This window comes from Thioalkalivibrio sp., from assembly GCF_041685615.1.
In the GTDB taxonomy this organism is placed as follows: Bacteria; Pseudomonadota; Gammaproteobacteria; order Ectothiorhodospirales; family Ectothiorhodospiraceae; genus Thioalkalivibrio.
Window position 1 is genome coordinate 16,959 of record NZ_JAWLFK010000018.1, and the last position, 24,282, is coordinate 41,240.

Annotated in this window: 17 protein-coding genes and 2 pseudogenes; 10 read left to right on the forward strand and 9 right to left on the reverse strand. The window is 65.7% G+C overall.

Features of this window, described 5'->3' with window-relative positions; all coding sequences use genetic code 11:
- Positions 1-175 precede the first annotated feature (175 nt).
- Positions 176-1,069 (reverse strand): hypothetical protein, encoded by an 894-nt coding sequence (locus ACESLR_RS05480; RefSeq protein ID WP_373024586.1) that lies wholly within the window; start codon positions 1,067-1,069, stop codon positions 176-178.
- Between the two features lie 70 nt (positions 1,070-1,139).
- Positions 1,140-1,664 (reverse strand): annotated as a pseudogene (locus tag ACESLR_RS05485) (HD-GYP domain-containing protein); the annotation flags it as partial.
- 242 nt (positions 1,665-1,906) lie between these two features.
- Between ACESLR_RS05485 and ACESLR_RS05490 the strand changes: the two are divergent.
- The gene (locus tag ACESLR_RS05490; RefSeq protein ID WP_373024568.1) at positions 1,907-2,917 is read left to right on the forward strand and encodes a TIGR00341 family protein; all 1,011 of its coding nucleotides are present in this window, start codon (positions 1,907-1,909) and stop codon (positions 2,915-2,917) included.
- Positions 2,918-3,261: 344 nt separating this feature from the next.
- Positions 3,262-4,491 (forward strand): EAL domain-containing protein, encoded by a 1,230-nt coding sequence (locus ACESLR_RS05495; RefSeq protein WP_373024567.1) that lies wholly within the window; start codon positions 3,262-3,264, stop codon positions 4,489-4,491.
- On the opposite strand, the gene ACESLR_RS05500 is transcribed toward ACESLR_RS05495, so the two are convergent.
- Complete coding sequence (locus ACESLR_RS05500) at positions 4,485-5,177, reverse strand: DUF4197 domain-containing protein (protein ID WP_373024565.1); 693 nt, start codon at positions 5,175-5,177, stop codon at positions 4,485-4,487. The two genes, ACESLR_RS05495 and ACESLR_RS05500, sit on opposite strands and share 7 nt — an antisense overlap.
- A 114-nt stretch (positions 5,178-5,291) precedes the next feature.
- Between ACESLR_RS05500 and ACESLR_RS05505 the strand changes: the two genes are divergently transcribed.
- The 3 genes from ACESLR_RS05505 (at position 5,292) to ACESLR_RS05515 (ending at position 7,373) form a co-directional block, all read left to right on the forward strand.
- Entirely contained in the window at positions 5,292-6,356 is a 1,065-nt protein-coding gene (locus tag ACESLR_RS05505; RefSeq protein WP_373024564.1) for a lipase family alpha/beta hydrolase, read from the forward strand.
- Positions 6,357-6,461: 105 nt separating this feature from the next.
- Positions 6,462-6,605, forward strand: a complete 144-nt coding sequence (locus ACESLR_RS05510; protein ID WP_373024562.1) for a hypothetical protein — start codon at positions 6,462-6,464, stop codon at positions 6,603-6,605.
- Positions 6,606-6,677: 72 nt separating this feature from the next.
- The gene (locus ACESLR_RS05515) at positions 6,678-7,373 is read left to right on the forward strand and encodes an MOSC domain-containing protein (protein WP_373024561.1); all 696 of its coding nucleotides are present in this window, start codon (positions 6,678-6,680) and stop codon (positions 7,371-7,373) included.
- Between the two features lie 704 nt (positions 7,374-8,077).
- On the opposite strand, the gene ACESLR_RS05520 is transcribed toward ACESLR_RS05515, so the two are convergent.
- The 3 genes from ACESLR_RS05520 to ACESLR_RS05530 form a co-directional block, all read right to left on the reverse strand.
- Positions 8,078-10,462 carry an EAL domain-containing protein gene (locus tag ACESLR_RS05520; RefSeq protein WP_373024560.1) on the reverse strand — a complete coding sequence of 795 codons (2,385 nt, stop codon included), beginning with the start codon at positions 10,460-10,462 and terminating at the stop codon, positions 8,078-8,080.
- Between the two features lie 375 nt (positions 10,463-10,837).
- On the reverse strand, positions 10,838-12,361 hold the full coding sequence (locus ACESLR_RS05525) for an NAD(P)H-dependent oxidoreductase (RefSeq protein WP_373054252.1): 1,524 nt from the start codon (positions 12,359-12,361) through the stop codon (positions 10,838-10,840).
- Between the two features lie 836 nt (positions 12,362-13,197).
- A complete protein-coding gene (locus ACESLR_RS05530) occupies positions 13,198-15,582 on the reverse strand; it encodes an EAL domain-containing protein (protein ID WP_373024558.1) in 2,385 nt (794 codons plus the stop codon).
- 270 nt (positions 15,583-15,852) lie between these two features.
- On the opposite strand from ACESLR_RS05530, the gene ACESLR_RS05535 reads away from it, so the two are divergent.
- From ACESLR_RS05535 to ACESLR_RS05545, 3 genes are all read left to right on the forward strand, one after another.
- Positions 15,853-17,385 (forward strand): L-lactate permease, encoded by a 1,533-nt coding sequence (locus ACESLR_RS05535; protein ID WP_373024556.1) that lies wholly within the window; start codon positions 15,853-15,855, stop codon positions 17,383-17,385.
- Positions 17,386-17,599: 214 nt separating this feature from the next.
- A complete protein-coding gene (locus tag ACESLR_RS05540; protein ID WP_373024555.1) occupies positions 17,600-17,947 on the forward strand; it encodes a cellulase in 348 nt (115 codons plus the stop codon).
- 481 nt (positions 17,948-18,428) lie between these two features.
- Positions 18,429-18,839: a sulfur globule family protein gene (locus ACESLR_RS05545; protein ID WP_373024554.1), complete on the forward strand. Its 411-nt coding sequence runs from the start codon at positions 18,429-18,431 to the stop codon at positions 18,837-18,839.
- A 175-nt stretch (positions 18,840-19,014) separates the two neighbouring features.
- Here the strand turns inward: ACESLR_RS05545 and ACESLR_RS05550 are convergent, their stop codons facing one another.
- Both ACESLR_RS05550 and ACESLR_RS05555 read right to left on the reverse strand, forming a co-directional pair.
- The gene (locus ACESLR_RS05550; RefSeq protein WP_018881102.1) at positions 19,015-19,203 is read right to left on the reverse strand and encodes a hypothetical protein; all 189 of its coding nucleotides are present in this window, start codon (positions 19,201-19,203) and stop codon (positions 19,015-19,017) included.
- 49 nt (positions 19,204-19,252) lie between these two features.
- Positions 19,253-21,310 carry a sodium-translocating pyrophosphatase gene (locus ACESLR_RS05555; RefSeq protein ID WP_373024553.1) on the reverse strand — a complete coding sequence of 686 codons (2,058 nt, stop codon included), beginning with the start codon at positions 21,308-21,310 and terminating at the stop codon, positions 19,253-19,255.
- Between the two features lie 480 nt (positions 21,311-21,790).
- Between ACESLR_RS05555 and ACESLR_RS05560 the strand changes: the two genes are divergently transcribed.
- A complete protein-coding gene (locus ACESLR_RS05560; RefSeq protein WP_373024552.1) occupies positions 21,791-22,339 on the forward strand; it encodes an HIT family protein in 549 nt (182 codons plus the stop codon).
- A gap of 79 nt (positions 22,340-22,418) precedes the next feature.
- On the opposite strand, the gene ACESLR_RS05565 is transcribed toward ACESLR_RS05560, so the two are convergent.
- Entirely contained in the window at positions 22,419-23,144 is a 726-nt protein-coding gene (locus ACESLR_RS05565; RefSeq protein ID WP_373024551.1) for a DUF3012 domain-containing protein, read from the reverse strand.
- A gap of 442 nt (positions 23,145-23,586) precedes the next feature.
- On the opposite strand from ACESLR_RS05565, the pseudogene ACESLR_RS05570 reads away from it, so the two are divergent.
- Positions 23,587-24,282 (forward strand): annotated as a pseudogene (locus ACESLR_RS05570) (GGDEF domain-containing protein); the annotation flags it as partial.

Genomic DNA, 24,282 nt, shown 5'->3' on the forward strand with positions numbered 1-24,282 from the left:
CCAGCGCCTCGGCCACCTCCAGCCAGTAGGGCTCCGCCGAGCAACTGCCCCATGCCCCATCCGTGCCGCCCCGGCACGTGGGGGAATCCGCGGCCGCCGGATCGGCCCCCGATCGTTCGTTGCTTCGGGGCGTTTCGCTCATGACAAGCGGATGATGCCACGCTCGCCATGCCGTTTACGGGGCGGAGGACCCGGCCGCAGCGGGCGCCGCCGCCCCGGAGAACCCGGGGCCGTCTACATCCGCCGAAGACCAGCCCCGCTTGCTGTCGCGCCCCGTAACCCACCACTCGTGCACGAACAGGCGCAACGGGCCGCGCACCCGCTCCTCGAAGCGCGTCGGCAGGGTAAAGCCCTCGACCTCCGCGTATTCCAGGAAGGTCGTATCCACGTGCGCCCCCTGGGTCGGTTCAAAACCGTTCAGCGTGATGTGCACGCGATACAGCAGGGCGGTCTCCGGATGGATCCACATCACCACCTGGTCGGCTTCCGCCTCGCCAAAACCGGGCTCGAGGGTGGCCAGCACCCGATAGTAGTCCACCCCGTCGTCGCGCCGATCCGGCAAGCGCTCCATCGCCGTCGCGCGGTGCTTCACGAAGCTCGGGCCGTAATGGAATAGCTCGCCGGCATCCGTGGTCATCGCACTGGCGCGCACCCGCTCGGGGTCCGTGCTGCGTTCGCCGTCGAAGTACACGCGGAATTCTTCACCTCGGCGGAACACGCTCTTGGTGCCCGCGGATCCCGTGTAATGCACGGCATAGAGGTCGTCGGCGGGCCGGTAGCGCTCTTCGCCACGGCCGCGGTACTCACCGTCCGCCACCAGTGGTTGAATGCGCTGGATTATGCGGCCCCAGTCGCCAGCGTTCGCCTGGTTCAGGTCGCCCTCGAACGTGCGCAGATCCCCGCCATGGGCCGCCAGGGTACGCTGGAACAGGGTATCCGCCGTCAGGCCATCGTCGAACTCCGGTTCCGTGCCGGGTTGCGGGAACGTCCCAGCGCATCCGCCAAGCAGCACCGAGAAGCCCAGCCACACGACGGCGGCCGACGCCTTCGATCGTACCTTTGCACCCATTGCCACGCTCCTCGCGACACACCCTTGTACTTGGTTTGTACAGACGGTGTACATTATTTGCAACGGCGACGAGATCCGGGACTGACCATGCCGCGGGATCCTCGCGCGCGGCGACGGTTTCCTGAACGTGTGGCGCGGAGCGCTCCACGACCCCCTTCGGGCGTATCCGGCATCCGGAACTGGTTGAGCCAAAGACCGCCACGGCCGGCTTGGGCATCGAGCCAGCGGACGGGTCGACCACCACGCCGATCCGTCCGGATTCCAGGCGACCCAGCGAACCCACCGCATCTCCCCCGGACTCCTCACGAATGTCTGGAACACCACGGGATCGAAGTATCCCTCGGTCTACCCGGCCATCTGGCGAATCGGCGCCCCCGAGTCCCGTGCGGCCTTGTACGCACGATTGGAGGAAGTCGCGTCGTAGACACCGCACACCGCGCCCATCCGTGCATGCAGACTGTACCCGCCCCTGTCAGTCCGTCGGGATAACCCGAACCGTCCGTCTTCTCGTGGTGATGCGTGACCGGATCGAGGTCCTCTTCGGCGGTCTGGAGGATGCGAAGCCCTGCAGGAGATGCCGCTTCATCGCGGCAAATAATGCGGCGATAAAAAGGACGCTCCATCCACGGGCCGCACGGTTCACGGATGAACATCTTGCAGGTGATCTGCCCCTCCCTGGTCGTCTTTACCCCTCCGACTCCGTAGTCGTGCAGGCAGGCCGGGGCGGCGCCCCGGAGCGCGGACTGTCACCACAAGCCCGATACCCCTCGAATCGCGCCTGACGGCAGCCAACCAGAGACCTTGCTACCATGCCGGGCATTCGCCGGGAGTGGGGTCATGAGCAGCAAGATCATCGAGGTCGTGGGGCCCGCCGGGCACCTGGATACCGTGCTCGGCACCGCCGAGGGCCTGGCGGTCGATGTGCTCTGGCACGGCGTGGACGAAAACCGCGACCGCATGGCGGTGCACATGCTCGTCAGCACCGAATACCGCCAACGCCTGATCGACGATCTCTACCGCGTGCTCGGGGCCTCCGAAACCGCGCGCATCCTGGTGCTGCCCGTGGAGGCCGTGCTGCCAGATCCCTTCCAGGCGCCGAAAGAGGACGACGCGGACAGGGAACAGGCGGGCAGAAAGGCCCGTGCCGTGTCGCGCGAGGAGCTCTACACCAACGTCGCAGGCGGCGCGGACCTGACCGGCCAGTTCGTGCTCCTGACCGTGCTGTCCACCATCGTCGCGGCGATCGGCCTGCTGGAGAACAACGTGGCCGTGGTCATTGGCGCGATGGTCATCGCACCCCTGCTCGGGCCGAACCTCGCACTGGCGCTTGGCACCTCCATGGCCGACAACCACCTGATCGGCCGCTCGTTGCGGACCAACGCGGCCGGGCTGGGCGGCGCCATCCTGATCGGCATTGTGCTGGCCCTGGTGATGTCCGTGGACGTTGGTGCCCGCGAACTGCAGATGCGCACCGAGGTCGGCCTCGACTCGGTCGCGCTGGCGCTGGCCTCCGGCGCTGCCGCCGTGCTGTCACTGACGACCGGGCTACCCACCGTACTGGTGGGCGTGATGGTCGCAGTGGCGCTGCTCCCGCCGGCCGCCACCGTGGGGATCATGCTCGGCTCCGGCGAATTCTCCGCCGCGTACATGGCGGCATTGCTACTGGCCGTGAACGTGGTCTGCGTGAACCTCTCCGCCAAGCTCGTGTTCCTCTATCAGGGGGTGCGTCCGCGAGGCCGCGCCCAGCAGACCGCCGCCGCGCAAAGCATGGCGGGCTACCTCATCGTGTGGGCCCTCACCCTCGCCCTGCTGGTCTTCCTGATCCTCGAAGCCGACGTCACCCTGTAGTCCCGTCACCACCACCCCCGCCGGTGCGGAACCACTCGCGGACTGGGCCGCGGCTCCCTGCACACCTAAAACGCCTCCCGGAACGCGTTCAACCATGGCCTCGTCACCCGGTGCGAGCACCGGCCCGCGCCCCGGTACAGCGCATCAACGCTCAATGTTCCCGGGAGTCGACACCCCCCGCCTGGCGCATGCCGCGCATCCGTTCTGTTTTTCCGCGGATCGACTACACTCGGGACAAGGTGCCATGGTTCCGGAGATTTGGAATCCCGGCCGACGCCCGGATCGCCCCGAACATCGGCCCGCGGCGCAGCAACCGGCCCGGGACTGGCCAAAGGACGTGCATGATGCCCAGGTACCACACGGCTCTCCCCGCCACCGGCCGCATCGGCTATTCCGATCATCTCGCCCGTACCACTCTGCGTGCATGGATCGGCATGTCCTTTCTGACAGCCAACGTTCTGATTGTCTGTGGCCTCGCCCTGTCCTGGCTCGTCATCTACACCGCAGGCGGCGCGGACAGTATCGTCCCGCACTTCTATTACGTGCCCATCCTCTTCGCCGCGGCGCGCTTCGGCCCGAGTGCCGCCCTCGTCGTGGCCCTGGTCGCCGGCGTACTGGCCGGCCCGCTGACACCGGTAGACGTCCCCGCGGGCACCGTCCAGGAGACCGAGCGCTGGCTAACCCGCACCGGGTTTTTCGTCGGCATCGGCCAGCTGATGGCCTGGCTGGTCATCCCGGCACTGCACCCGGTGACCGAGGAATTGCGCCGCATGCGCCAGGAATTCGATATCCGGCGCGGGCTGCGGCACAACGAGTTCTTCCTGCGCTACCAGCCGATCTACTCCCTGGCGCAGGATCGCCATGTCGGCGTCGAGGCGCTGATCCGCTGGCAACACCCCATCCGTGGAGAACTGTCCCCGGCGGAATTTCTGGACGTGGCGGAGGATTCAACGTTAATCCATGACATCTGCGATCTGACCCTGGACGAGGGCTGTCGCCAGGCCGCCGCGTGGAACGCTCTGGCCGCCGAACGCGACCGCCCCGCATGGTACGTTGCAATCAACCTCTCGGCTCACGATATCGTCCGCCCCGAGATGGCGGCCCATGTAGCGGCCGCGCTGGATCGCCATCGGCTGCCCCCCGAATTGCTGCACATCGAACTGACCGAAACGGTGCTGGCGATGGAAGCGGCGACCGAGGCCCTGAAACAACTGAAGTCACTCGGCATCCAGCTCGCCGTCGACGACTTTGGCACGGGTTATTCCTCGCTGGCCTATCTCAACCGCTTCCCCATCGACATCCTCAAGATCGACCGCCAGCTGATCTCCGGACTCGGGATCGATCCATCCGCCCACGACCTCTCGCGCGGCATGGTCCTGCTGGCCGAGTCGCTGGGCCTGCGGACCATTGCCGAGGGCGTGGAGACGAAGGAACAACTGGCAATCGGCCGCGAACTGAAATTCGATTGCATCCAGGGCTACTACTTCGCCCGCCCGTTACGGGCCGAAGAGATCCCGTCCCTGCTGCTTTGCGACCTGCCCCACACCGGTCATCTTCACGCGGTGCGCTACTGACCGAAATAGTCGCGCAGGAGCCGGGTCGTTCGGGCGGCCGGATCCTCGCGGATGCGGCGCTCCTCGTCCGCAAGGATGGCAAACAGGCCCTCCAGGGCGTGATCGGTCACATAGCGATCCAGGTCGACGTCCAGTCCCGACAGGCCGGGAATGCGGCCTGCCGCTTCGCGCAGCGGCTGGTATGCCCGATAGACGTCGGCCCGCTCCATCTGCTCGCGAACAATCGGCATGTAGCGCTCGCGCAGGGAGGATTCCGACGCACCACGCAGGTACTGCGTAGCGGCATCGTCGGCTCCGCGCAGCACGCCATACACATCCTCCGGCCGCATTTCGCGGATGGCACTGACAAACACCGGTACCGCCTCCTGCGCCGCCGACTCCGCCGCGCGATTCATGCGCCGCTCCAGGGCGTCCACCTCACTGGCGAATCCCACACGACGCAGCAAATCGCCGACCTGTTCCAGCTCCTGCGGCAACCCGATCCGGATCAGGGCGTTGCCCCAGTAGCCGTCCTCGCGGCCGGTCCGCTCCACCGTGCGCTCGGTGCCCACCCGCAAGGCCTCGCGGATGGCCTCCTCGGCACGATCATCACCCCCATCGAGGCCGAAGTCGCGGACATCCAGCCCGGCACAGGCGGTCAGCATAAGGGGGAGCAGGAGCCAGGGGAGCCAGTACGCACGCCGCATGTCGAAACTTCCGTAAGGGACTCCCCTCCATCATACACAGGGCGTCGGATGGCGCGTTTCAGCTTCCGGCGAGACGCTTGCCGTGAAGCCCTGATTGTCCGATGGTAACCCTCCATGAATGCCCGCCCTCCCGATCCGTCCCGGCGCCGCCGGCGCCTTGGCGCCTTCCTGGTCCTGCTGGGCGTGCCCCTGCTCGCCCTGGCGATCTGGGTCGGCTGGGCCGAGCAGAATCCGCAACAGGAGCGCGAACTGCGCGTCGAAGTGCAGGACCGCCTGCACGAATGGTTCCCCGAGACCATGGATCTGCCCGACGACTTGCAGGGCTTCCTGCCGCGCTCGGATCGGTTCGATGACGATCGCCCGCCGGACGTGTTGCTACTGCACGGACTGGACGAGCCCGGCGATATCTGGGATGCCCTGGCGCCCGCGCTGGACGACGCCGAAATCAATGGCTGGGAATTCCGCTATCCCAACGACCAGGCCATCGACCACAGCGCGGATCTGCTCGCGGAACATTGGGCGCAGCTCGAGGGCGACGATCCGCTGATCCTCATCGGCCACAGCATGGGCGGCCTGGTGATTCGCGATTTCGTGACGCGCTACCGCCATCCCGAGGATGCAGCCCCGCGTGTCGGGGGCCGACCGGTCGCCGGCGTGATCCTGGTGGCCACCCCGAACCAAGGCTCGGAGTGGGCCCGGCTGCGGGTCTGGCTGGAGGTTCGCGAGTGGCTGGCCGACATCCAGCAGCAGCGCTTCTCGCTATTTGCCGGGCTGCGCGACGGCACCGGCGAAGCCAAGATCGACCTGCGCCCGGACAGCCGGTTCCTGGCGGAACTCAACGCACGCCCCTGGCCGGACGATATACCGGTCCGCATTATCGGCGGCAAACTGCCCGAACCCACACCCGCCATGCGCGAGAGTCTGGCCGCACTGGACGAACAGATCGACCTGGAGGCTGTGGCCGGACGCATCAACGAATGGTGGGATCAGACCGACGAGGAACTGGGCGACGGCGTGGTGCCGGTGGAATCCCTGCACCTGGACGGTCATCCGGACCCGCTGATCCTCGAGGGCTCGCATCGGGGGCTTCTGGCACCCGGCCCGCTGACGGACGAGCCCCCCGCGGTCGATGCGATACTGGAGATTCTCGATCACTGGCACAACGGCCCCGACACGTGAAACCCGCCACCAAGAGCGACCACGCCAACCGCACACTGTGCCGCCCTGCGGACCGGCAACCGGTGTCCGCGCGGAACCCGGGGCCGCACTGCGGTTCTCAAGGGAATGGACATCCCGCTGCTCGTCATTGGCGCATTGCTTGTCGCCAGCCTGACCGCCTTCTTCGCCGGCGTACTGCCCTATCCCATTGGCTGGATCATCCTGGGTATCGCCTTCATCGCCCGCCTGCTCTACCTGCGCGGGCGCTGAGCAAGCCGTCGTCACCCGGATCCGGAGTTGTTGTATCGTCGAGACTCCGCCCCACCCCGGGAACGCCCCTGTATGACTCCCACCCGACTCATTGGCATCTACACCGGCCACGTAAACACCGACTACGCCAGGGGCCGCGCCAGCGCCATCGACCGGCAGCCGGTAGAAGGCCCGGTCGCGCTGGGCCCCCTCGGCCTGACCGGTGACGAACAGGCGGACCCGGAAAACCACGGCGGTCCGGAGCGCGCCCTGCTCCACTACAGCCTCGATCGGTACGCCGGGTGGCAGGAGCAGTACCCGGATCGCGCCACCCGCTTCGTGCCCCCCGGCTTCGGCGAGAATCTCGCGAGCCACGACATGGACGAGCACACCGTGCACATTGGCGATGTCTATCTCATCGGTACGGCCCGGGTGCAGGTCAGCCAGCCCCGCACACCGTGCTGGAAGCTCGACGTCCGCTTTGACATTCCGGGCCTTGCGCGCGAGGTCCAGGCAACCGCCCGTTGCGGCTGGTTCTACCGCGTGCTGGAGACCGGCACCTTCACCACGGGCGACACGATCGAGCTTCTGGAACGCCCACCCCACACCCTCAGCATCGCCGCCGCGATGGCCGCGGTCTTCAGGCAGCCGAACCGCCAGCATCTGCAGCAACTCGCCGATTGCGAGCCCCTGGCCCCCAACTGGCGCAAGAAGGCCCGGAGAAAACTGCGCGGCGCCCCCGATGCCAGCGGCCAGCAGCGCCTCACCGGTGAACCCGCCAAACGCTAATCAATCCCCTACGAAACGGCCGAACGCGCCCCCCTCCGCATCCAGTCCCCCGCCCCATTGCCGAAAACCGCGCTACGGCGGCTGCGAAGTCCTCGTTTCGACCCTTCAAGCCCCGAGGCCACCCGGTCGAGCGATGTGACGCCTACGGTCGGGAGACAGCCCAGCCGCTTGAAGCGACGAGACCCTCGGGTGCCATGGCCCCGTACTCCGTCCAGCGCGCATGACACCGGGCGCCCGGCGCAAGGAATGCGACAACCTCCGTAACAAACGCTAGCACCACTTCACCTTCCGCAAGGGAGAAGCTGATCGAATCGCGCGCTCGCGCTCGAGTTGCTTTTGCGTGTGAACAAGGCGCGGTGACTGCCGTGCAGCCACTCTGCACAAGGGACCCGCAACGCCGTGCGCACGCAAAAGCGGCCGAGCCCCTGCATTCAATGGCTTGTGGGGTTGCCTCGATCCTGCGTTGCGCCGCTTGCAGGGAGACCACTACCCGCTGCACGGCGCGCCTGGTCTCGGAAAACAGGAGGCACCAACGCGACCGTGCGATTCAATCAGCGTCTCCCAAGCACACTGGACAATCATCACCAGCAGAAACCCGGATTGGCGATTATGGAAAACTCTCCACATGTCCACCACTTTCTAACCGCTGACCATCAGCGACCTCTACATGCGCCTGCCGACATCCATTGCCTGGCGTGCAGGGGTCAATTCACCTGGCGGATTGCGTCGGGCCCGACCAATGGTTCCGGACGCGCCAGGCCATAGCCCTGCCCGTGAGTAACACCGACCTCCGCGAGTCGCGCCCGGATGGCATCATCCTCCACGTGTTCCGCAATCGTGGTCAGTCCCAGGATCTGGCCCACCTCGTGAATGGCACGCACCATGGCGAGATCGACCGGGTCGGTGTTGATGTCACGAACAAAGTCACCGTCGATCTTCAGATAATCCACCGGCAGATGCTTGAGGTAGGAAAACGAGGACAGACCACTGCCGAAATCGTCCAACGCGAAGCGGCACCCCGTTCGCCGCATCTCGGTCATCAGCCGGGCAGTTCGCTGCAGGTGCCGCACCGCAGCAGTCTCGGTGATCTCGAAGCACAAGCGGTCACCGGGAAGGCCGGACTTCGACACCGACTCCTGCAGAAACGCCAGGAAGGCGTCGTTATTCAGTGACGAACCGGAGATGTTGATTCCCATCACCGGAAGGGCACGACATCCGGCGTCCTGGAGTTGTTTCATGTACGCCAGCGTCCGGGACACCACCCAGCGGTCGACTTGCCCCATCAGATCATAGCGTTCGGCCGCCGGGATGAAGGTATCCGGCCGAACCAACCGGCCATCGCTGTCGCGCAGGCGAAGCAGCACCTCCAAATAGGCATCCGTGTCATCGGCAAGCGTGCGAACGGGTTGTCCCCAGAGTTCGAAACGTCCCTGCTCGATCGCGTCCGGAATGCTGCTGACCCAGTGCAGTTCGCCCACCCGGTCACGCAGGTCCTCGTCCTCCGCCCGGAATACGCGTACCTGGTTGCGTCCCGTGTCCTTGACCACGTAACAGGCCGCATCCGCCTGCTGCAGGATCAACCGGGTCGATTCGCTCGCCTCGCTGACTTCGACCAGACCCAGACTGGCGGACAAGGAGAATGTCGACTCGTCCCAGTAGAAACGGAAGCTGGCCAGTGCACGGCCGATCTCCGCGGCCAGCGTTCGCCCCTCCTCGATGTCCCGGTCAACCATGAGGATCCCGAATTCATCCCCACCAAGGCGCGCGACAATATCGCGCTCGGGCACCAAATGAAGCAACAGGGCCGCAATCTGACGCAGGAGCTCGTCGCCCGCCGTATGCCCACGGGTATCATTGATAATCTTGAACTGGTCGAGGTCGAGATAACACAGAGTATGCCGGGTCTGGTGCGTGCGCGCGGAACGTAGCTGGTCCTCGAGACACGCCTCGAAGGCCGGGCGGTTCAGCAATCCCGTCAGGGCATCATGCCTGGCCTGATAGTCGAGCCGGCGCATCACCTCGCGCAACTCGCTGATGTCACGCATCACGAGAACGCTCGCCTGGCTGTCGCCGGCGCGGTTGAGGATCGGCGTAAAGGAAAGCTGGACCGGGCGGGTCTGGTCGTTCGCGGTGCGCAGGCGCATATCGGCATGGTGGCTTGCGTCCGGAAGCATCGGACCACTGGATCCCAACCGCGTGGACATCAATTCCCCGCTGGTCTCGTCTTCCAGACGGATCACCTCCTCGAGGGGCCGCTCCGTCAGGTGTGCGGCGGGCTCGCCCAGCAGCCGGCTGGCCACCGGGTTGGCGTATTCGATACGCCCATGGTCGTCGGTGGTAATCACCGCGTCGCCAATCGACTCCAGTGTGGTCTGGGCCCGCTCCTTCTCACGCCGGTTCTGTTCCCGTTCGGAGGCGATGATCTCCTGCTGCTGCATGTGGGTCAGGGTCATGCTCAGCCAGTCGGCGCTGAGCTGAAGGAACCCCCGCTCCAGCGCGTCCGGTGGCTTGCGCCTCGCATCGTGGCGATAGAGCACCAACAATCCACGCTGGTTGTCGGGAAGTGAAAGTCCCACCGTCTCGAGACAAGCCGGAAGCGAATCCAGACCCCGGGAGCGCAGTTCCTCGCAGGTACCGGACCGGCCTTTCTCCTGGGAGAATGCCGAAAGCTCTCGCAGCGCACTTTCGGACAACGGCGAAGCGCGGTGCGGAGGGTAGTGCCGGAGTCGTCTTACGCCCGCCTCCGCCTGGTCCAGTTCATAGAGGGCGGCCCCATCCATCCGAAGTTGCTCGGCAATTACCCGGAGCAAATGCCGAATGGCCTCCTCGTGGTCACTGCTGGCCTGGGTCGCTTCGACAAAGGTATTGAGGAGGTCGGTCTGCGACCGAAGCAAATGCATGCGGGCCAGCATGAACCCGAAAAGAATTCCCACAACGGAGGGAATCGCCAGCAATCGCGGCTCGAAACGATCGGCGCCATAGACAAACAGGATCTGGACCACCGCCAGCAGAATAACGATCGCGACCGAAATGCCGCTAAACCGCGCGTAGACCTGCCACGTATTCTGAAGCCGGAGTTGTGCCCGCATCCCCTCCCCTTGCGTATCGATGCATCGTCTGGCATCACCGGGGCCTACCCGCAATACGGTGGCAATGCACCCGGTCATTGCGACTATAACGGGTGCCTGACCGGGCTGAAAGAATGCGACCCGCGGAAAATGAACGGCCTATCGGCGGCGTCCCTCCGGGAAAGTCTTTCTGCACGTGCCGGTGCGGGCCGGATCGGCCTGCCGCCGGTTGCGAAGCCCTGGCCCCCAACTAGCGCGAGAAGGCCCGGAGAAAGCTGTGCGGGCCCCCGATCCCAGCAGTCAGAAGCGTCTCGCCGGTGAACCGCCCTCCGAATAACGCGTACCACGAACCGGCCCACGATGGCTCCTCCTATTATCTCCCTGGAGCTACCCCCATCAGCGCATAACCAGGTTCACCAGGGGGAACAGCCCGAACCAGAGCACATAGCCCAGGGATGCCGCCATCAATCCATCAATGCGCCCTCTAGGGCCTTCGCGGCGCAACGCACGCCACAGGAGCCAGACCAGACAGGCGGCATACGGGACCACCACATACCCGATCCCGGCATAGGCCCCCTGCGCCCATCCCAGCGCATCGAACAACGCGCCGCTGACGGCCGCCAGGATGGTGAACGACAACGCCACCCAAAGCGCACCGTCGTTTCCCAGACGCACGGCCAGGGTGCCCTTCCCCACCGCGGCGTCCGCCTCGCGGTCGGGAATGCCGGATAGCGTAATCGACGGCACAATCGCCAGGAACAGCGGCAGGCTCAGCAGCCAGGGCAAGGACGCAGCCCAGTCGCCCGCCAGGAACACATAGCCGCACAGCAGCACACCCAGGCTGTGCGTCAGCGCGACGTCGAGCTCGCCCAGTCCGCGGTAACAAAGCTTCAACGGCGCCGCGGTGTAGCCAATCGCCAGAACCACGAGCACGGCCATCACCACCAGGATCGGCCCCGAATCTCCGGGTGCGGTCGCCAGCAACGCCCCGAACGCGAGGGCGAAGCCCACCAGCGCGACGGCAGTCCCCACGCCCAGTGCGCGCGCGGACAACAGCCCCTCCACCAGCACGCGCGATCCACCGGTGAAGGGACCATAGAACCGGTTTTGCCGGTCCGAGCCAACGTCCACGCGTTCGTTCACCAGCACCGTGGCCACTTCCAGAAAAAACAGGCACAGGTACCCCAGCCAGAACACCGGGTTGCCGAACACCCCGCCCGCCGGGGCGGCCGCCAGCGCACCCACCGTGTAGGCCACGAAGGTCATCGGATAGAACTGCAAGCGCAACGCCTGGAGCCAGGCACCGGCCTTGTGCGCGAGCCACTCGCCCGCACTTTCGCGCCCCTTGGCCAGACGCAGCCCTTCCTGGCGTGCGCGCTGCAACCAGGCCTCGCGCTGGGCCTCGTCGCTATTGCGCACCGAACCGAACGTCAACGAACGCACCGGCCGAACCCCACAGAACCCCAGCGTGGCCCGCGCCATCGCATTGGCACCTGGCTGGCGATACACCAGCCGGTGGATCAGCGGCGGCGTATCCATGGTCGTGATCAGTTGCGCCGAGCGGCCCTGCAGCAACCCTTCGTACCCGGTACCGCCCTCGCAGGAGCGAAAGGCGAATGCCGGCGTCATGATTCGGTCCAGAAAACCCTTGAGCAGCGCCGGCATGGTGCCCCACCAGGTGGGATAGACAAACACCAGGTGATCGGCCCATCCGACGAGGCCGCGCGCGGCCTCCAGGTCCTTTTCGAGTGGCTGCTGATTGGGCGAAGGCGTGTGGACGTGCGGATCAAAATCCAGGCTCGCCAGCGCCAGCGATTTCAGCTCGGTCCCGGCCGCGCGCGCGCCTTCGCTGTAGACCTCGGCCAGCGCCCCGCACAGGCTATCGGTGCGCGGGTGGCCGAGGATAACGAGCACCTTCAAGCGACAACCCATCCGGTCGTCATACCTTCCTTCTCCAGACAGCCGTGGGGACAACAACCGCGGTCACGGGTACCGCAAGCGAGTCGGATTCCATCCCTGCCGACAACGAGCCCCTGCATGACGAAACCCTCCGCACCGCATGACTTACCCATGCCCACGATCCCACCCAGGCGCTCCATACGCGCCGAGCGTTTTCGCGCCGATCCCGCGAGTCGATGAATAGGTCCGCCACAGCAACCTCACTTAGACCATAGCCCGCGCCGGAGAGGCTCGCTACCGCCCCGTCATACGCAGAAGCGCCATTCCGTTAGAGAGCTCACAAGATCCGGGGCACCGGAACGGTTCACCTGGCGTTCAAGCAGCGGGGGCGGCGAACTGCGTCCGAGGATGGCTCAGCGACGTGGGTTACGGACTCCGAGCGCATCGTTATCCCGTTGCGGTCCGGACGGCCGGAGCCGTTCTGCGACGACTATATGAACCGATACGGCAAACAGAAACGCCCCCAGCACCAGCATGGCGACGACCAGCCAGCCATTCGCCAGAAACGGAAAAATCGGACCATCATGACGCCGGAGCCTTTCCGCCGGTCCCAGCCCTAGCAGGCACGACCCCGGCGTCTGCACCAGCGCCGCACGGCGGAAGGGGTGCCCCCGCGCCGTCGACCGCTGTACCGCGGCCACCGTGGACTCTTGCACGGCATCCGGCGCGGCGGGGCCCAGCGACCCCGCTTGCCAATCCTGCCCCCATGGAAAACCCATTGCTCGTGACCGACCCCCTGCACCTTGCCGGCCCGAGCGCATTCTTCGCAGACGCCCTGTCCGGTCAGGCCGAGTCGATCAGCTTGCGTCGTCCTGGCCGGGAAACTCGAGTTCGTAGCGCAGCTCCTCCTCTGGCTGCCGGATGAAGTTCCCCTGCACCAGGTCGACCTGGGCCTGCCACAGCAAGGCGAGACCGTCGGCATCCTCCACATAGCTGGCCATGGTGTAGGCACCGACCTCCTTGGCCTGCCCCAGAAGGCCGTTGAGTCGTGACGACGGCGTGCCGGAATGATGCAGCCCAACGGTGAGTTCCCGGGCGATCTTGACGTAATCCGGCCGTAGTTCGGCAAGCATACGGCGCGTATCGGCATCGGTACTGGTGCCAAAGTGCTCCAGGGCGATACGGATCTCCAAATCCCGAAGCGCATCGCCGACGGCCGAAAGCTGATCCATCCGGCCCAGCACATCGCCCTCGCGGAGTTCCAGAACCAGGCTTCCCGGCCACACCCGGTGAGCGGCCAGTCTCTTGCTCAGCCAGGACAAGAAGTTCGAATCGCCGAGCGAGCCGCGAGACACCTTCACGAACAGCCGCGACTGTGGATGGCTCACGGTTCGGGCATCGAGGATGCCAAGGGCATTACTGATGACCCAGCGATCGAGATGCCGGTCGAGCTCGAGCCGTTCCGCCATCTCGACGAACTGTGCTGGCAACAGGATCTTGCCATTCGGCTCGCGGATTCTCAGCAACACCTCGTGGCGCTCGATCTGATCGGACCCACTGATATTCGCGATCGGCTGAAAGACCGGAAACAGTCGCTTTTCCTTGATGGCGTGGGCAATGGTGCGCCGCCAGTGACTGCGCTCTTCGCCCTCCAGATCCGGCGTCAGCAGTTCCGGATCCAGTTGCACCCGATTGCCGCCACTGTTGCGGGCCTCGGTACACAGCGCGATGGCGCGGTCCAGTGCCTTGAGCGGGCGTTCCCACATCACCTGGCCGGCACCGATACTGGCGGCGACGGCGCCCCCCGGCAGTCCGCACACAGCGGCACCAGCAGTCCGTTCGTGCAAGCCTTGCACGAGTTCGACGACCTCCTTCACCTCCTTGCGTTGGGCAATCGCAATCGCGCCCGTCTCACCATGGCTGACCACGAGATCGCCCGGGGCCATGGCCTCGCGAATCCGGCGCACGAACTGGTTTCGAACCTGCTGGTAGTCGATCGGACCGACACGGTCGAACAATGCCCCCGGTTCGTCGAGTGCCCACTGCAGGATCACCGCGGTCCCCTGCGCAGGATCGAGACGGTCGAGATGGCACACCACGAGACGCTCGAACTCCAGGGGATGGGCCGGTGTCGGTGGGCGACCCGGTCCGGCCTGGCCACCCGCGCGCGACCGAATCCGTCGGTGCCATGCAGCCCGCGCACGGACCTGGCAGACGATATCCGCATCGGTACTGGCTGGCGGCAGGCAATCGATCATCCCGTTGGCGGATGAGCCATGCGGCACCCCCGGCGCAGAGTCCCCGCCCAGAGCCAAGAGGGGGATGTCCAGGGTCATGTCGTGGGGAAACAGCAGGCGACCGATCTCCTCCGCGGTAATCCCCGGCAAAGGCCCGGCAATCAAAACCGCCTCCGACCGGCTTTCCGTCACCCGATCGACCACCTCCAGGGGCTCCGTACCGATGGCGACCTCCAGGCCGGCCTGCCGCAACATGGCCGCGGGTTCCTCGGCAGACCCGGCATCCGGGCCGAGCACGAGGACCCGATACGGGGTCAGGAAGTCGTCCTGTACCAACCCGCGTATCGCCCCCACCAGGTCGAGGTCCGTCACGGGCCGATTCAGCAAGGCATCCGCCCCGGCGTGGAGCGCATCCCGCCCGGCCTGTCCTGATGCTCCATTCAAGGGCGCCAGGATGATCAGCGGAACCCCTGGCAGCGACCCGTCACGCAGGCCAACAATCCGCGACAGTTCGGCATCGTCCAGCGTCGCCCGTTCGGCGATCATCACGTCGGGTGGGGCCGACTCGCCCGAATGCGACAGGGCATCCACGTCGGTACACGCAACAACCGAATAACCGTGCATCCCCAACAGCAACGCGGTCCCGCTCTCCGCCGAAGCATCCGCCCCGAACAGGCATACCAGAGGCCGCCGGGCCACCGGGGCAGTGGCGGCCTCCTCGGCACCGTGCCCGGCAAGGGGAAGTTCGCCCCGCACACTTTCGCGCAGCCGCAGGACCAGGGCTCCGACGGTTTCAAGCTCGGCCGGATTGGGACGCACCGTGGTGGCCGCATATTGCGCGAGACGCTCGTCAATCCGGCGGGCGGTAGCAAAGGAGTCGTCCATTTCCGTGCCCGCCAGGCCGTTCACCAAAGCGCGTGTTACACCCCGGACATCCATCACGTCCGGTGGCCGGAACCCCCGCTGGCGCACGATGTACCAGCGGTCCCTGAGGTCATCCACCATTTTTGGAAGTTTCCTCAAGAACTCGGTATCAGGGGCATCTTTCACCCCCCGGATGACAGGGTTTCGGAGTTATGCATCATGCGGACCCGGACCTAAACGATTCCACGTCACTATAGACAAGTATCCGCGCCTCTGAACCCCTGGACACGGCTCAACCGACCGGATCTTCGCGCGGAATACTGCCAAGGCCCGTTGTCGCCGCCCAATTTCGTTATTCCCGAACCGGACCCAGGGTTAGGATGACGACTCGCGCATGACCGGAGAGGGATCGTGCTGTTCTGGCTCACGCTGGTGCCGTTCGTATTGCTGTTCGTGTGGTTGGTGCCGTTGCGGCGTCCCGCCTTCGAGGCCGCCCCGATCGCCTATCTCGCCACGCTGGTTCTGGCGGTGCTGGTGTGGCACGTCTCCGGCCCGGTGCTGGTGGCGAGCCTCCTGGATGCCGCCATCGTCTTCGTGGAGGTCCTGCTGATCATCCTGATGGCACTGCTGGTGCTGAACGTGATGATCGGGACGGGGCACATGAGCGCGATCCAGTCGGTCATCGCCAGCGTCTCGCGCGATCACCGGGTGCTGGCCATGCTGCTGGGCTGGGGGCTCGTGAGCTTCGTCGAGGGCATCGCCGGCTTCGGCACCCCGGCGGTGCTGGCAGCGCCGCTGCTCGTCTATTTCGGCATGCGCCCGCTGAAGGCGGTGGCCATCGCCCTGATCGGCAACAGCACCGCCGTCCCGTTCGGTGCCGCCGGAACCCCCGTGATCATCGGCTTCGCCGGCCTCGGCCTGGATGCGGAGACCGCGCGCTCGGCCGTGTTGCAGACGGCGGTCATCCACACCGTCCTCGCACCGTTCATCACGCTGTTCATGGTCTGGGTAGCCACGCTGGGCGAGGAACGGGGGCGCTTCCGCGAGTTCATGCCCTTCGCCGTGCTATCGGCGCTGGCGTTCGGCATCCCCTACCTGCTGGTCGCCTGGCTGGTGGGTCCGGAGCTGCCGTCCATTCTCGGCGGCGTGGTGGCCATGGCCGTGATCGCCCTGGCGGCGCACCGCGGCGTCCTCCTCCCGGGTCACGAGCGCCGGACCGAGGGCGAGCGGGCACCGGTCGCGCGCGTGCTGCTGGCATTCGTGCCCTTCGCGGTGATGGCCGTGGCGCTGATCGCCTCGCGCACCATCATGCCGCTGCGCGAGGCTCTGCAGTCCGTGCGCTGGTCCCCCGGCGAGTTCCAGGGCATCGAACTCGGGCAAGGCCTCGCCCCGCTGTACACGCCCTATTTCTACTTCGGCCTGGCCCTGCTCACCGCGTTGATCCTGTTCCGCGTGAGCCGTGCCACCCTCGGGCAGGCGGTGACCGCCACCTGGGGCAAGCTGCGCGTCGCGGCCATCGTACTGGCCTTCATCATCTCCCTGACACAGCTCCTGCTGATCTCCGGCAACAACGCGGCCGGCCTGTCGTCGATGCCACAGGTGCTGGGGCAGGGCCTGGCGGAAATGCTGGGTGGCACCTTCGTGATGTTCAGCGCCTTCATCGGCGCCCTGGGCTCGTTCATGACCGGGAGCGCGACCGTCTCCAACCTGCTGTTTGCGCAACTCCAGGCAGACACTGCCGACGCCCTGGGCATAGCGCTCCCGACCGTACTCGCCCTGCAACTGATCGGCGCCGGGGTGGGCAACATGATCTCGCTGCACAACATCGCCATGGCCGCGGGCGCAGCCGGCCTGCAGGCACGCGAAGGTCAGGTGATCCGCGAGACCATCGTCCCGGTCATCGTCGTCTGTGTCGGCGCCGGCCTGCTCGCGTTCGCCTGGTAGACCCGGCGCTCCCAGCCGGGCCTGGCGTTTCCGAATCCGCGCGAACCTCTCCACATTTTGCCCCCTACGGGTGTGAACGGGACGTCAACTCCCGGCACAACGGGTTTATGCCACACCCCGCGCGGCGCTACCCATGGGCTGCACGGCGGAACGCACTCCCCGACAGGGGCGTCCGCCCGGTGCATCTTTTGCCTAAACGAGAGGAGCAAGAACCATGTGGAACGTTCAGAAAACCGCCGTCGCCTTTGCCCTGAGTTCGCTGTTCACGGTCGGAGCCCTGGGAGCCGTACAGGCCCAGGATCTGGGCACCTCGGCTGAAGGCGCCGCCGAGACCGGCGCCGAAGCGAGCGGCGGGACGGCCGGAGCCTCCGATCGTGGCGCTGAAGCCTCCGGTGGCGCCGCCGGCGGCGCGGCCAGCGAGAGCCGGGCCCCGGGTGCCGGAGGCGACATGCGCGACGACCGCGGCATGGAAGCCGAAGGCGGCATGGGTGCCGGTGCCGAGGGTGATGCCGCAGGTGGCGTTGACGTGGGTGGCGACGATGATGACGGGGACGACAACTAAATCCACCCCGAGAACCGACCGGCCGGCCCCGACGGACCGGCCGGTCACACCCCGCCCTCAAGGGAAGCATTGATCCGACAACGCGTTCGCGCTCAAGTCGCCTTGCTTGCCGACACCGTCGCAGGGAACGAAGTGCCGCCGAACGTCGCTCTCGAACCACCTACCCGCTACGCACCCTGACAGGGTTTCCCAAAACACGGGGCACCCACCCGTGCGCATCGACTAATCCGGTCTTGCCTGGCCGATACCACCCATCGAAGAGTCAGGTTCCCGTCATATATCGCGGACCACCCGCCCCCATTCGGTCCCAATTTCCGCTAGATTCTTGACCTACATCAGATTTTCTGGATGTTCTTCTTTTTAATATATGAGTCGCTAGGTTCTGGCAGGCCCAACCAGCCCGCACCCAGCAGGCGGGGCGCCGAATGCCCCGAAACGTTTGGTCTTGTTTAAGTGGTTCTTAATCTCAGGAGGTAATGCCATGAACAAGATAGCCAAAGCGCTTGCAACCGCCGCATTGATCGGCGCCTTCACGATCCCGGTGCACGCCTCTGCACAGTGGTGGGGTCCGGGATATCACGCCCCGAGTTACGGCCCCTACTACAGACCCGGCTACGGGTACGGCCCTGGCTGGGGTCGCGGGATGGGAGACTGGTTCGGCCTCGGCGACATGTTCGGCGACTTCGACTTCAGCATGCGGGGCCGTGGACATGGATACGGCAGCGGGCACGGATACGGCGACTACTACGGCCGCCACTACGGGCACTACGGGCACTACGGGCACTACGACCCGCATTATGGGTACGCCCCGTATTACCACCCTGCCCCCTACCAGGGTGCACCCTGGGGGCCGCAGCAGCCGGCCGAAGAGCAGGACGAGCAGGACGGCTGATCGCGTCTAGCGCCCGGTCTGCCCCCGGCAGGCCGGGCCTGACCCACTGCGACATCCCGCATTCCATCCCTGAACCCGTACCCCCTCAAACACTCGTTGTGTAGTGCAAATATCAACGTGACCGAGCCGAACGGCGCGTTCACAACCCACGCATCACCTACCGGCCGGACCTCGTCTAGCCCGGCTTGCAGGCCAGTCCGTACTCGAAGGTATGGATCTTGACCCCCTCGGGAAACGCCTCCTTCAGGCGTCGCTCGAACTCGGCGTAGATCTCGGCCTTGTGCTGTTGCACGTCCCAGTCGCGGCTGTCGCAATCGACTCCTTCGACGTCCAGCTCCATGTTGAACTCCAGATCCGGTGCCATTTGTACGCGGATTCTCGGCATGTCGATTCTCCTTCCGGTTCGGGGCGCCTTAAAGGACAGGCACGAGCAGCAGCGCCATGATGTTGATGACCTTGATCAGCGGGTTGATGGCCGGGCCCGAGGTATCCTTGTACGGATCGCCGACCGTATCGCCGGTCACCGCGGCATGGTGAGCCTCGGACCCCTTGCCACCGTGATTGCCGTCCTCGATGTACTTTTTCGCGTTATCCCATGCCCCGCCACCGGCGGTCTGGGAGATCGCCACGAACAATCCGGTCACGATCGTCCCGATCAGCAGCCCCCCCAGGGCCTCGGTGCCCAGGAACACGCCCACGAGTACCGGCACCAGTACCGGCAGGAGCGAAGGCACGATCATTTCGCGGATCGCGGCGCTGGTCAGCATGTCCACCGCCCGGGTGTAGTCCGGCTTGGTGGTGCCTTCCATGATCCCGCTGATCTCGCGGAACTGACGCCGCACCTCGTTCACAATGCCGGACGCCGCGCGACCCACCGACTCCATCGTCATCGACGCGAAGAGGTAGGGGATCAGGCCACCGATAAACAGGCCCACGATCACGTTCGGATTGCTCAGCTCGAAGTTGGGCGCGCTCCCGGTGTGCAGGAGCAGCTCATGGGTGTAATCGGCGAACAGCACCAGCGCCGCGAGTCCGGCCGAGCCGATCGCGTAGCCCTTGGTCACCGCCTTGGTCGTATTGCCCACCGAGTCCAGGGCATCGGTCGTCTCGCGCACCTCGGGCGGCAGGTCCGCCATCTCCGCAATACCACCGGCGTTATCCGTGATCGGACCATAGGCGTCCATCGCCACGATGATTCCGGTCATCGACAACATCGTGGTGGCCGCGATGGCGATGCCATACAAGCCGCCAAAGGCATACGCCACCAGGATGGCCGCGCACACCGCCAGGACCGGAGCGGCGGTGGCCTTCATCGACAGGGCCAGGCCGGCAATAATGTTGGTCGCGTGGCCGGTGGTCGAGGCCTCGGCCAGATGCCGCACCGGTCGGAACGCCGTAGAGGTGTAGTAGTCCGTCACGACCATGATGATCCCGGTGAGCGCCAGACCCACCAGGGCCGCGCCATACAGGCGCAACGCTGCACCCTCCTCAATGCCCATGCTGCTGGCCAGCGCGGTGTCCGGAACCAGGACCAGGGTAAGGGGCAGGAAGGCCACGGCGGCCAGGCCGCCCGATACCATCAGGCCCTTGTAGAGGCCCTTGATGATCTCCGAACCCTGGCGCGCCTTGACGGCGAATGTGCCGATGATCGAGGCCAGGATTGCCCCGCCCCCCAGCACCAGCGGATACACGGCGGCCATCAGGCCGAGATCGGGAACCAGCAGGGTGCCCATGATCATGGTCGCGATGATGGTCACCGCGTACGTCTCGAACAGGTCCGCCGCCATCCCGGCGCAGTCACCGACATTGTCACCAACGTTGTCCGCGATTACCGCGGGATTGCGCGGATCGTCCTCGGGGATGCCGGCCTCGACCTTCCCCACCAGGTCTGCACCCACATCCGCACCCTTGGTGAAGATGCCACCGCCGACACGCGCGAAGATGGAGATCAGCGACCCGCCGAGGGCCAGCCCCACCAGGGGCGAGAGGCCGACATCAGTGCCCTCCGGCGTGAGCCACCACAACACGCCGAAATAGCCCGCGACGCCCAGCAACCCGAGCCCCACCACCAGCAGACCGGTCACCGCACCGCCACGGAAGGCCACATCCATGGCCGCCTCCAGACTCGACTTGGCAGCGGCCGCCGTCCGCACATTCGCACGCACCGCCACGTGCATGCCGATGAATCCGGCCGCCCCGGAGAGCACGGCGCCGATCAGAAAACCCATCGCGGCACCGATCCCGATCACCAGCCACAAGCCCACGAACAGGACGACCCCAACCGCCGCAATCGTGGTGTACTGCCGCTTCATGTAGGCCGACGCACCTTCCTGGATCGCGCGGGCAATCCGCCGCATCTCCTCGGTGCCCTCGGATCGCGATAGCACCCAGCGGATGGCAAACAGACCATAGGCCAGCGCGGCAACGCCACACAGCAGCGCAAACACGAGACCGGAAAATGGCATGGACATGAACTCCCCCTTCGATACGTGGTGACACAAAAGATCCGGCGCACCTGGCACCCGTGACGGCCGGCAGCCAGGCTGTCGGCACGACACGACCGCCCGGCGCAGTCCCGGGCATCCGGTTTGTGCTGCAAGGTCGCGCCTCCACGCGACCCGTCGAGGCGCGCGGCAACCGCTAGCGCAGGCGTGCAGCCTCGACAAACGTATCGGGGGGATGGTGGATCGGCCCGCAAATCTTCGGTATCCGGACCGCAAAAACCCCTTTCAATGCTAGGGAACTTACGTGCTACCCCACCATGCGTCAAGCGGCCCATCAACCATGGCCGTGGAATTGGTATCCGGAATACAGCTCCGGGGGGAAGGGACCGGGAGCAACCCGGTCCCGTACACTGGACGCGCCGCACACATGGGGACGGGCACGCCCGCGCGGAAATCGCGTAAAATCCCTTGCTTTCAATTCGACGCAAGTCCCACACAGGCCATCCAATGACCAGTGCCCAATCAGCCCACAAGGATTGCTATTTCTGCCGGGTTGCCGCCGGACAAGCCGACCCCCTCATTTACGAGAACCGTTCGTTTGTTGCCCTGTTCGATACCAACCCGGTCAATCCAGGGCATGCGCTTGTCATTCCCAGGCGGCATGTCGTTTCCCTGTTCGGTCTTGACGAAACCGAGCAGTCGGATTACTTCGATGCCATTTACGGCGTCCGTCAGGTCATCGAAGCCACCGAACTACATGCGCTTTATCGCGAGATGCTCGGCCGCGACTACCTGCGGGAGCGCCCGAAGGACCACATTGAAAGCGTCCTGGAACTGCCCTTCCTGGGGAACCGGCCCGACGCCTACACCGTTGGGAACAACGACGGCCGGGCAGCGGGGCGGAGCATCGACCACCTGCACGTCATCCTCCTGCCCCGGTACGAGGGCGACGTGGAAGACCCCCGGGGCGGCATCCGCAACGTCATCCCCGATCGCGCGAAGTACCACCGACAGCCGCAGCGGCAGGTTGCCCGGGGCGGTGGCCAATCCGGGTAAGGAGACGCCGACACCGTCGCGCATCCGCGCGCGAGTCGAGCCATCCGCTTACCTTCGATCCACCGGAAGGTGTTGGATCTCAACCGCCCGTGCAGTGGTTCGCAAAGGCGAAGGCATCGTTCATCGTCCACTGGGCCTGAGGCGTGTTCCCCATGCGCTCGCACCAGGCCTGCGTTCCCACGGCCCCCGATGGTTCGGCCTCAACGGGTGTGGCATCCGGGTCCCGCGCCATCAGCAGATCCAGCGCCGCCACGCGCTCATCGTTCATGAATGCCTCCACGTTGTCCCCGAACGCGAGCATCCCGTCGAGTACCGCCTGCCCTTGCCCGGGGTCCCGCATCATCAAACTCTCGAGTTGCTGTGCCACCCGGTCGGTCGCGCGATCGAACCGCATCCCGGCCTCCTCGAGCCTGCCCGAGTCCGCCAGCCGCGCTTCCACCTCCTGATCCAGCACGGCCCGGTCCGCGGTCTCGACGGATGCCAAGTGCGCCGCCGCCCAAACGATCATCTCGTCCATCTGGGCGATCGTCCGCGCCGTGTATTCACCCGCCAGGCGACCCCTCAACTCATCGGCCGCCGACTGGCTGTCAATGGCCTCGACCCGGTCGCCGATCTCCTCGAATAACACGGCCTGGTCGTGGAGGTTTTGCACCAGCCGCTCCTCGATCATCGAAGCATCCACCGCCACGAGCTCGGAGGCCTCGGGTGCGGCGTTCGCTTCGGTGTCGGCCGAGGGCTCCGTACCGCAACCCAACGGCAACAGCATCATCAGCGTCACTAGCGCCGACCATCTGGAAATCATCATGACTTCAGCCCTCCGTATCAGGGCTGTCGGACGACGGGTGGGAGCGATGGGGGCCACCGTCCGGCGGAAAATCCACAGGCAGATCGCCCGTAGATCCGGGGAATGCGGATCCGGCATGGGCGACCCCGGCGTTCCAGGTCGCGCGTGCGATCCGTCCAGAACACTCCGCACACACCAAGTATAGATCCGCCATGCCGATGTGTAGGCCGAAAGCGTCGACGGAACCCGTCGCGCGCCGGGTTCCGCGCCCTGGGTTGTCGCCAAACCCGCGGCTTCGCGGCACCACGGCCCGCTGGCGCATAGAACCCGGATGTGTTCCGGGAACGCGGGGCCGGTACCGACCGATATCCCGCAGCAAGCCACCCGGCGTGCATACCTGCGCTATGCTGCGACGCGACGCCCCGGAAACCCACCGCGAACGCGATTGAACCCCGGATTTTCAATGGATCCCCATTCGCACCCGGCACCCTATTCGCTCGCCGCCCTGACCGCCCACATTCGCCCCTTCCTCCGGGATCTGCGCAACCCCGAATACCGGGACGCCCTGGTTCGGGACCAGGGGGCGTTCGGTGCCATCGCCTCGGCGATTACCGCCGCGTTCATCCTGCTCACGATCCTGATGGACTACGCGATCGACCCGGTACACTTCACCGATGCGATCCAGCTGCGCCTGGCGGAGGCGGCTGCCGTACTGTTCCTGGCGTGGGTGTTCTGGAGGTGGCCGGGTTCCATCGCGGCCCGGCTCCTGTTCATCACGGTCCCCGTTTTCGTACTGGTGACGTTCCTCGAAACCCTGGCACGCCTGGATGGCGGGGCCGCTTACGGGATCGGAGGCATTCTCTACTTTTTCATCTTCATGCCGTTCATGGGCCGGCCCCTGGGTCTGGGGTTCAATCTGTTCGCCCTGGCGGTCGTCGCGATAACACCCACCGTCCTGCACATTTTCGGGTTCGTGCAGCACCTCAATCTGGCCGTCTATCACTCCTATGTATGGGTCGCCTTCCTGCCCTTCGCCCTCATCCTCACCCTCGTCGAATTCCTGTACTGGCGCCTGTACCAGACGCGCATCGAATTGTCCCGACAAGCCTCCCGGGATCATCTGACCGGACTGGGCAACCGGCGCTACTTCTTCGAGGTC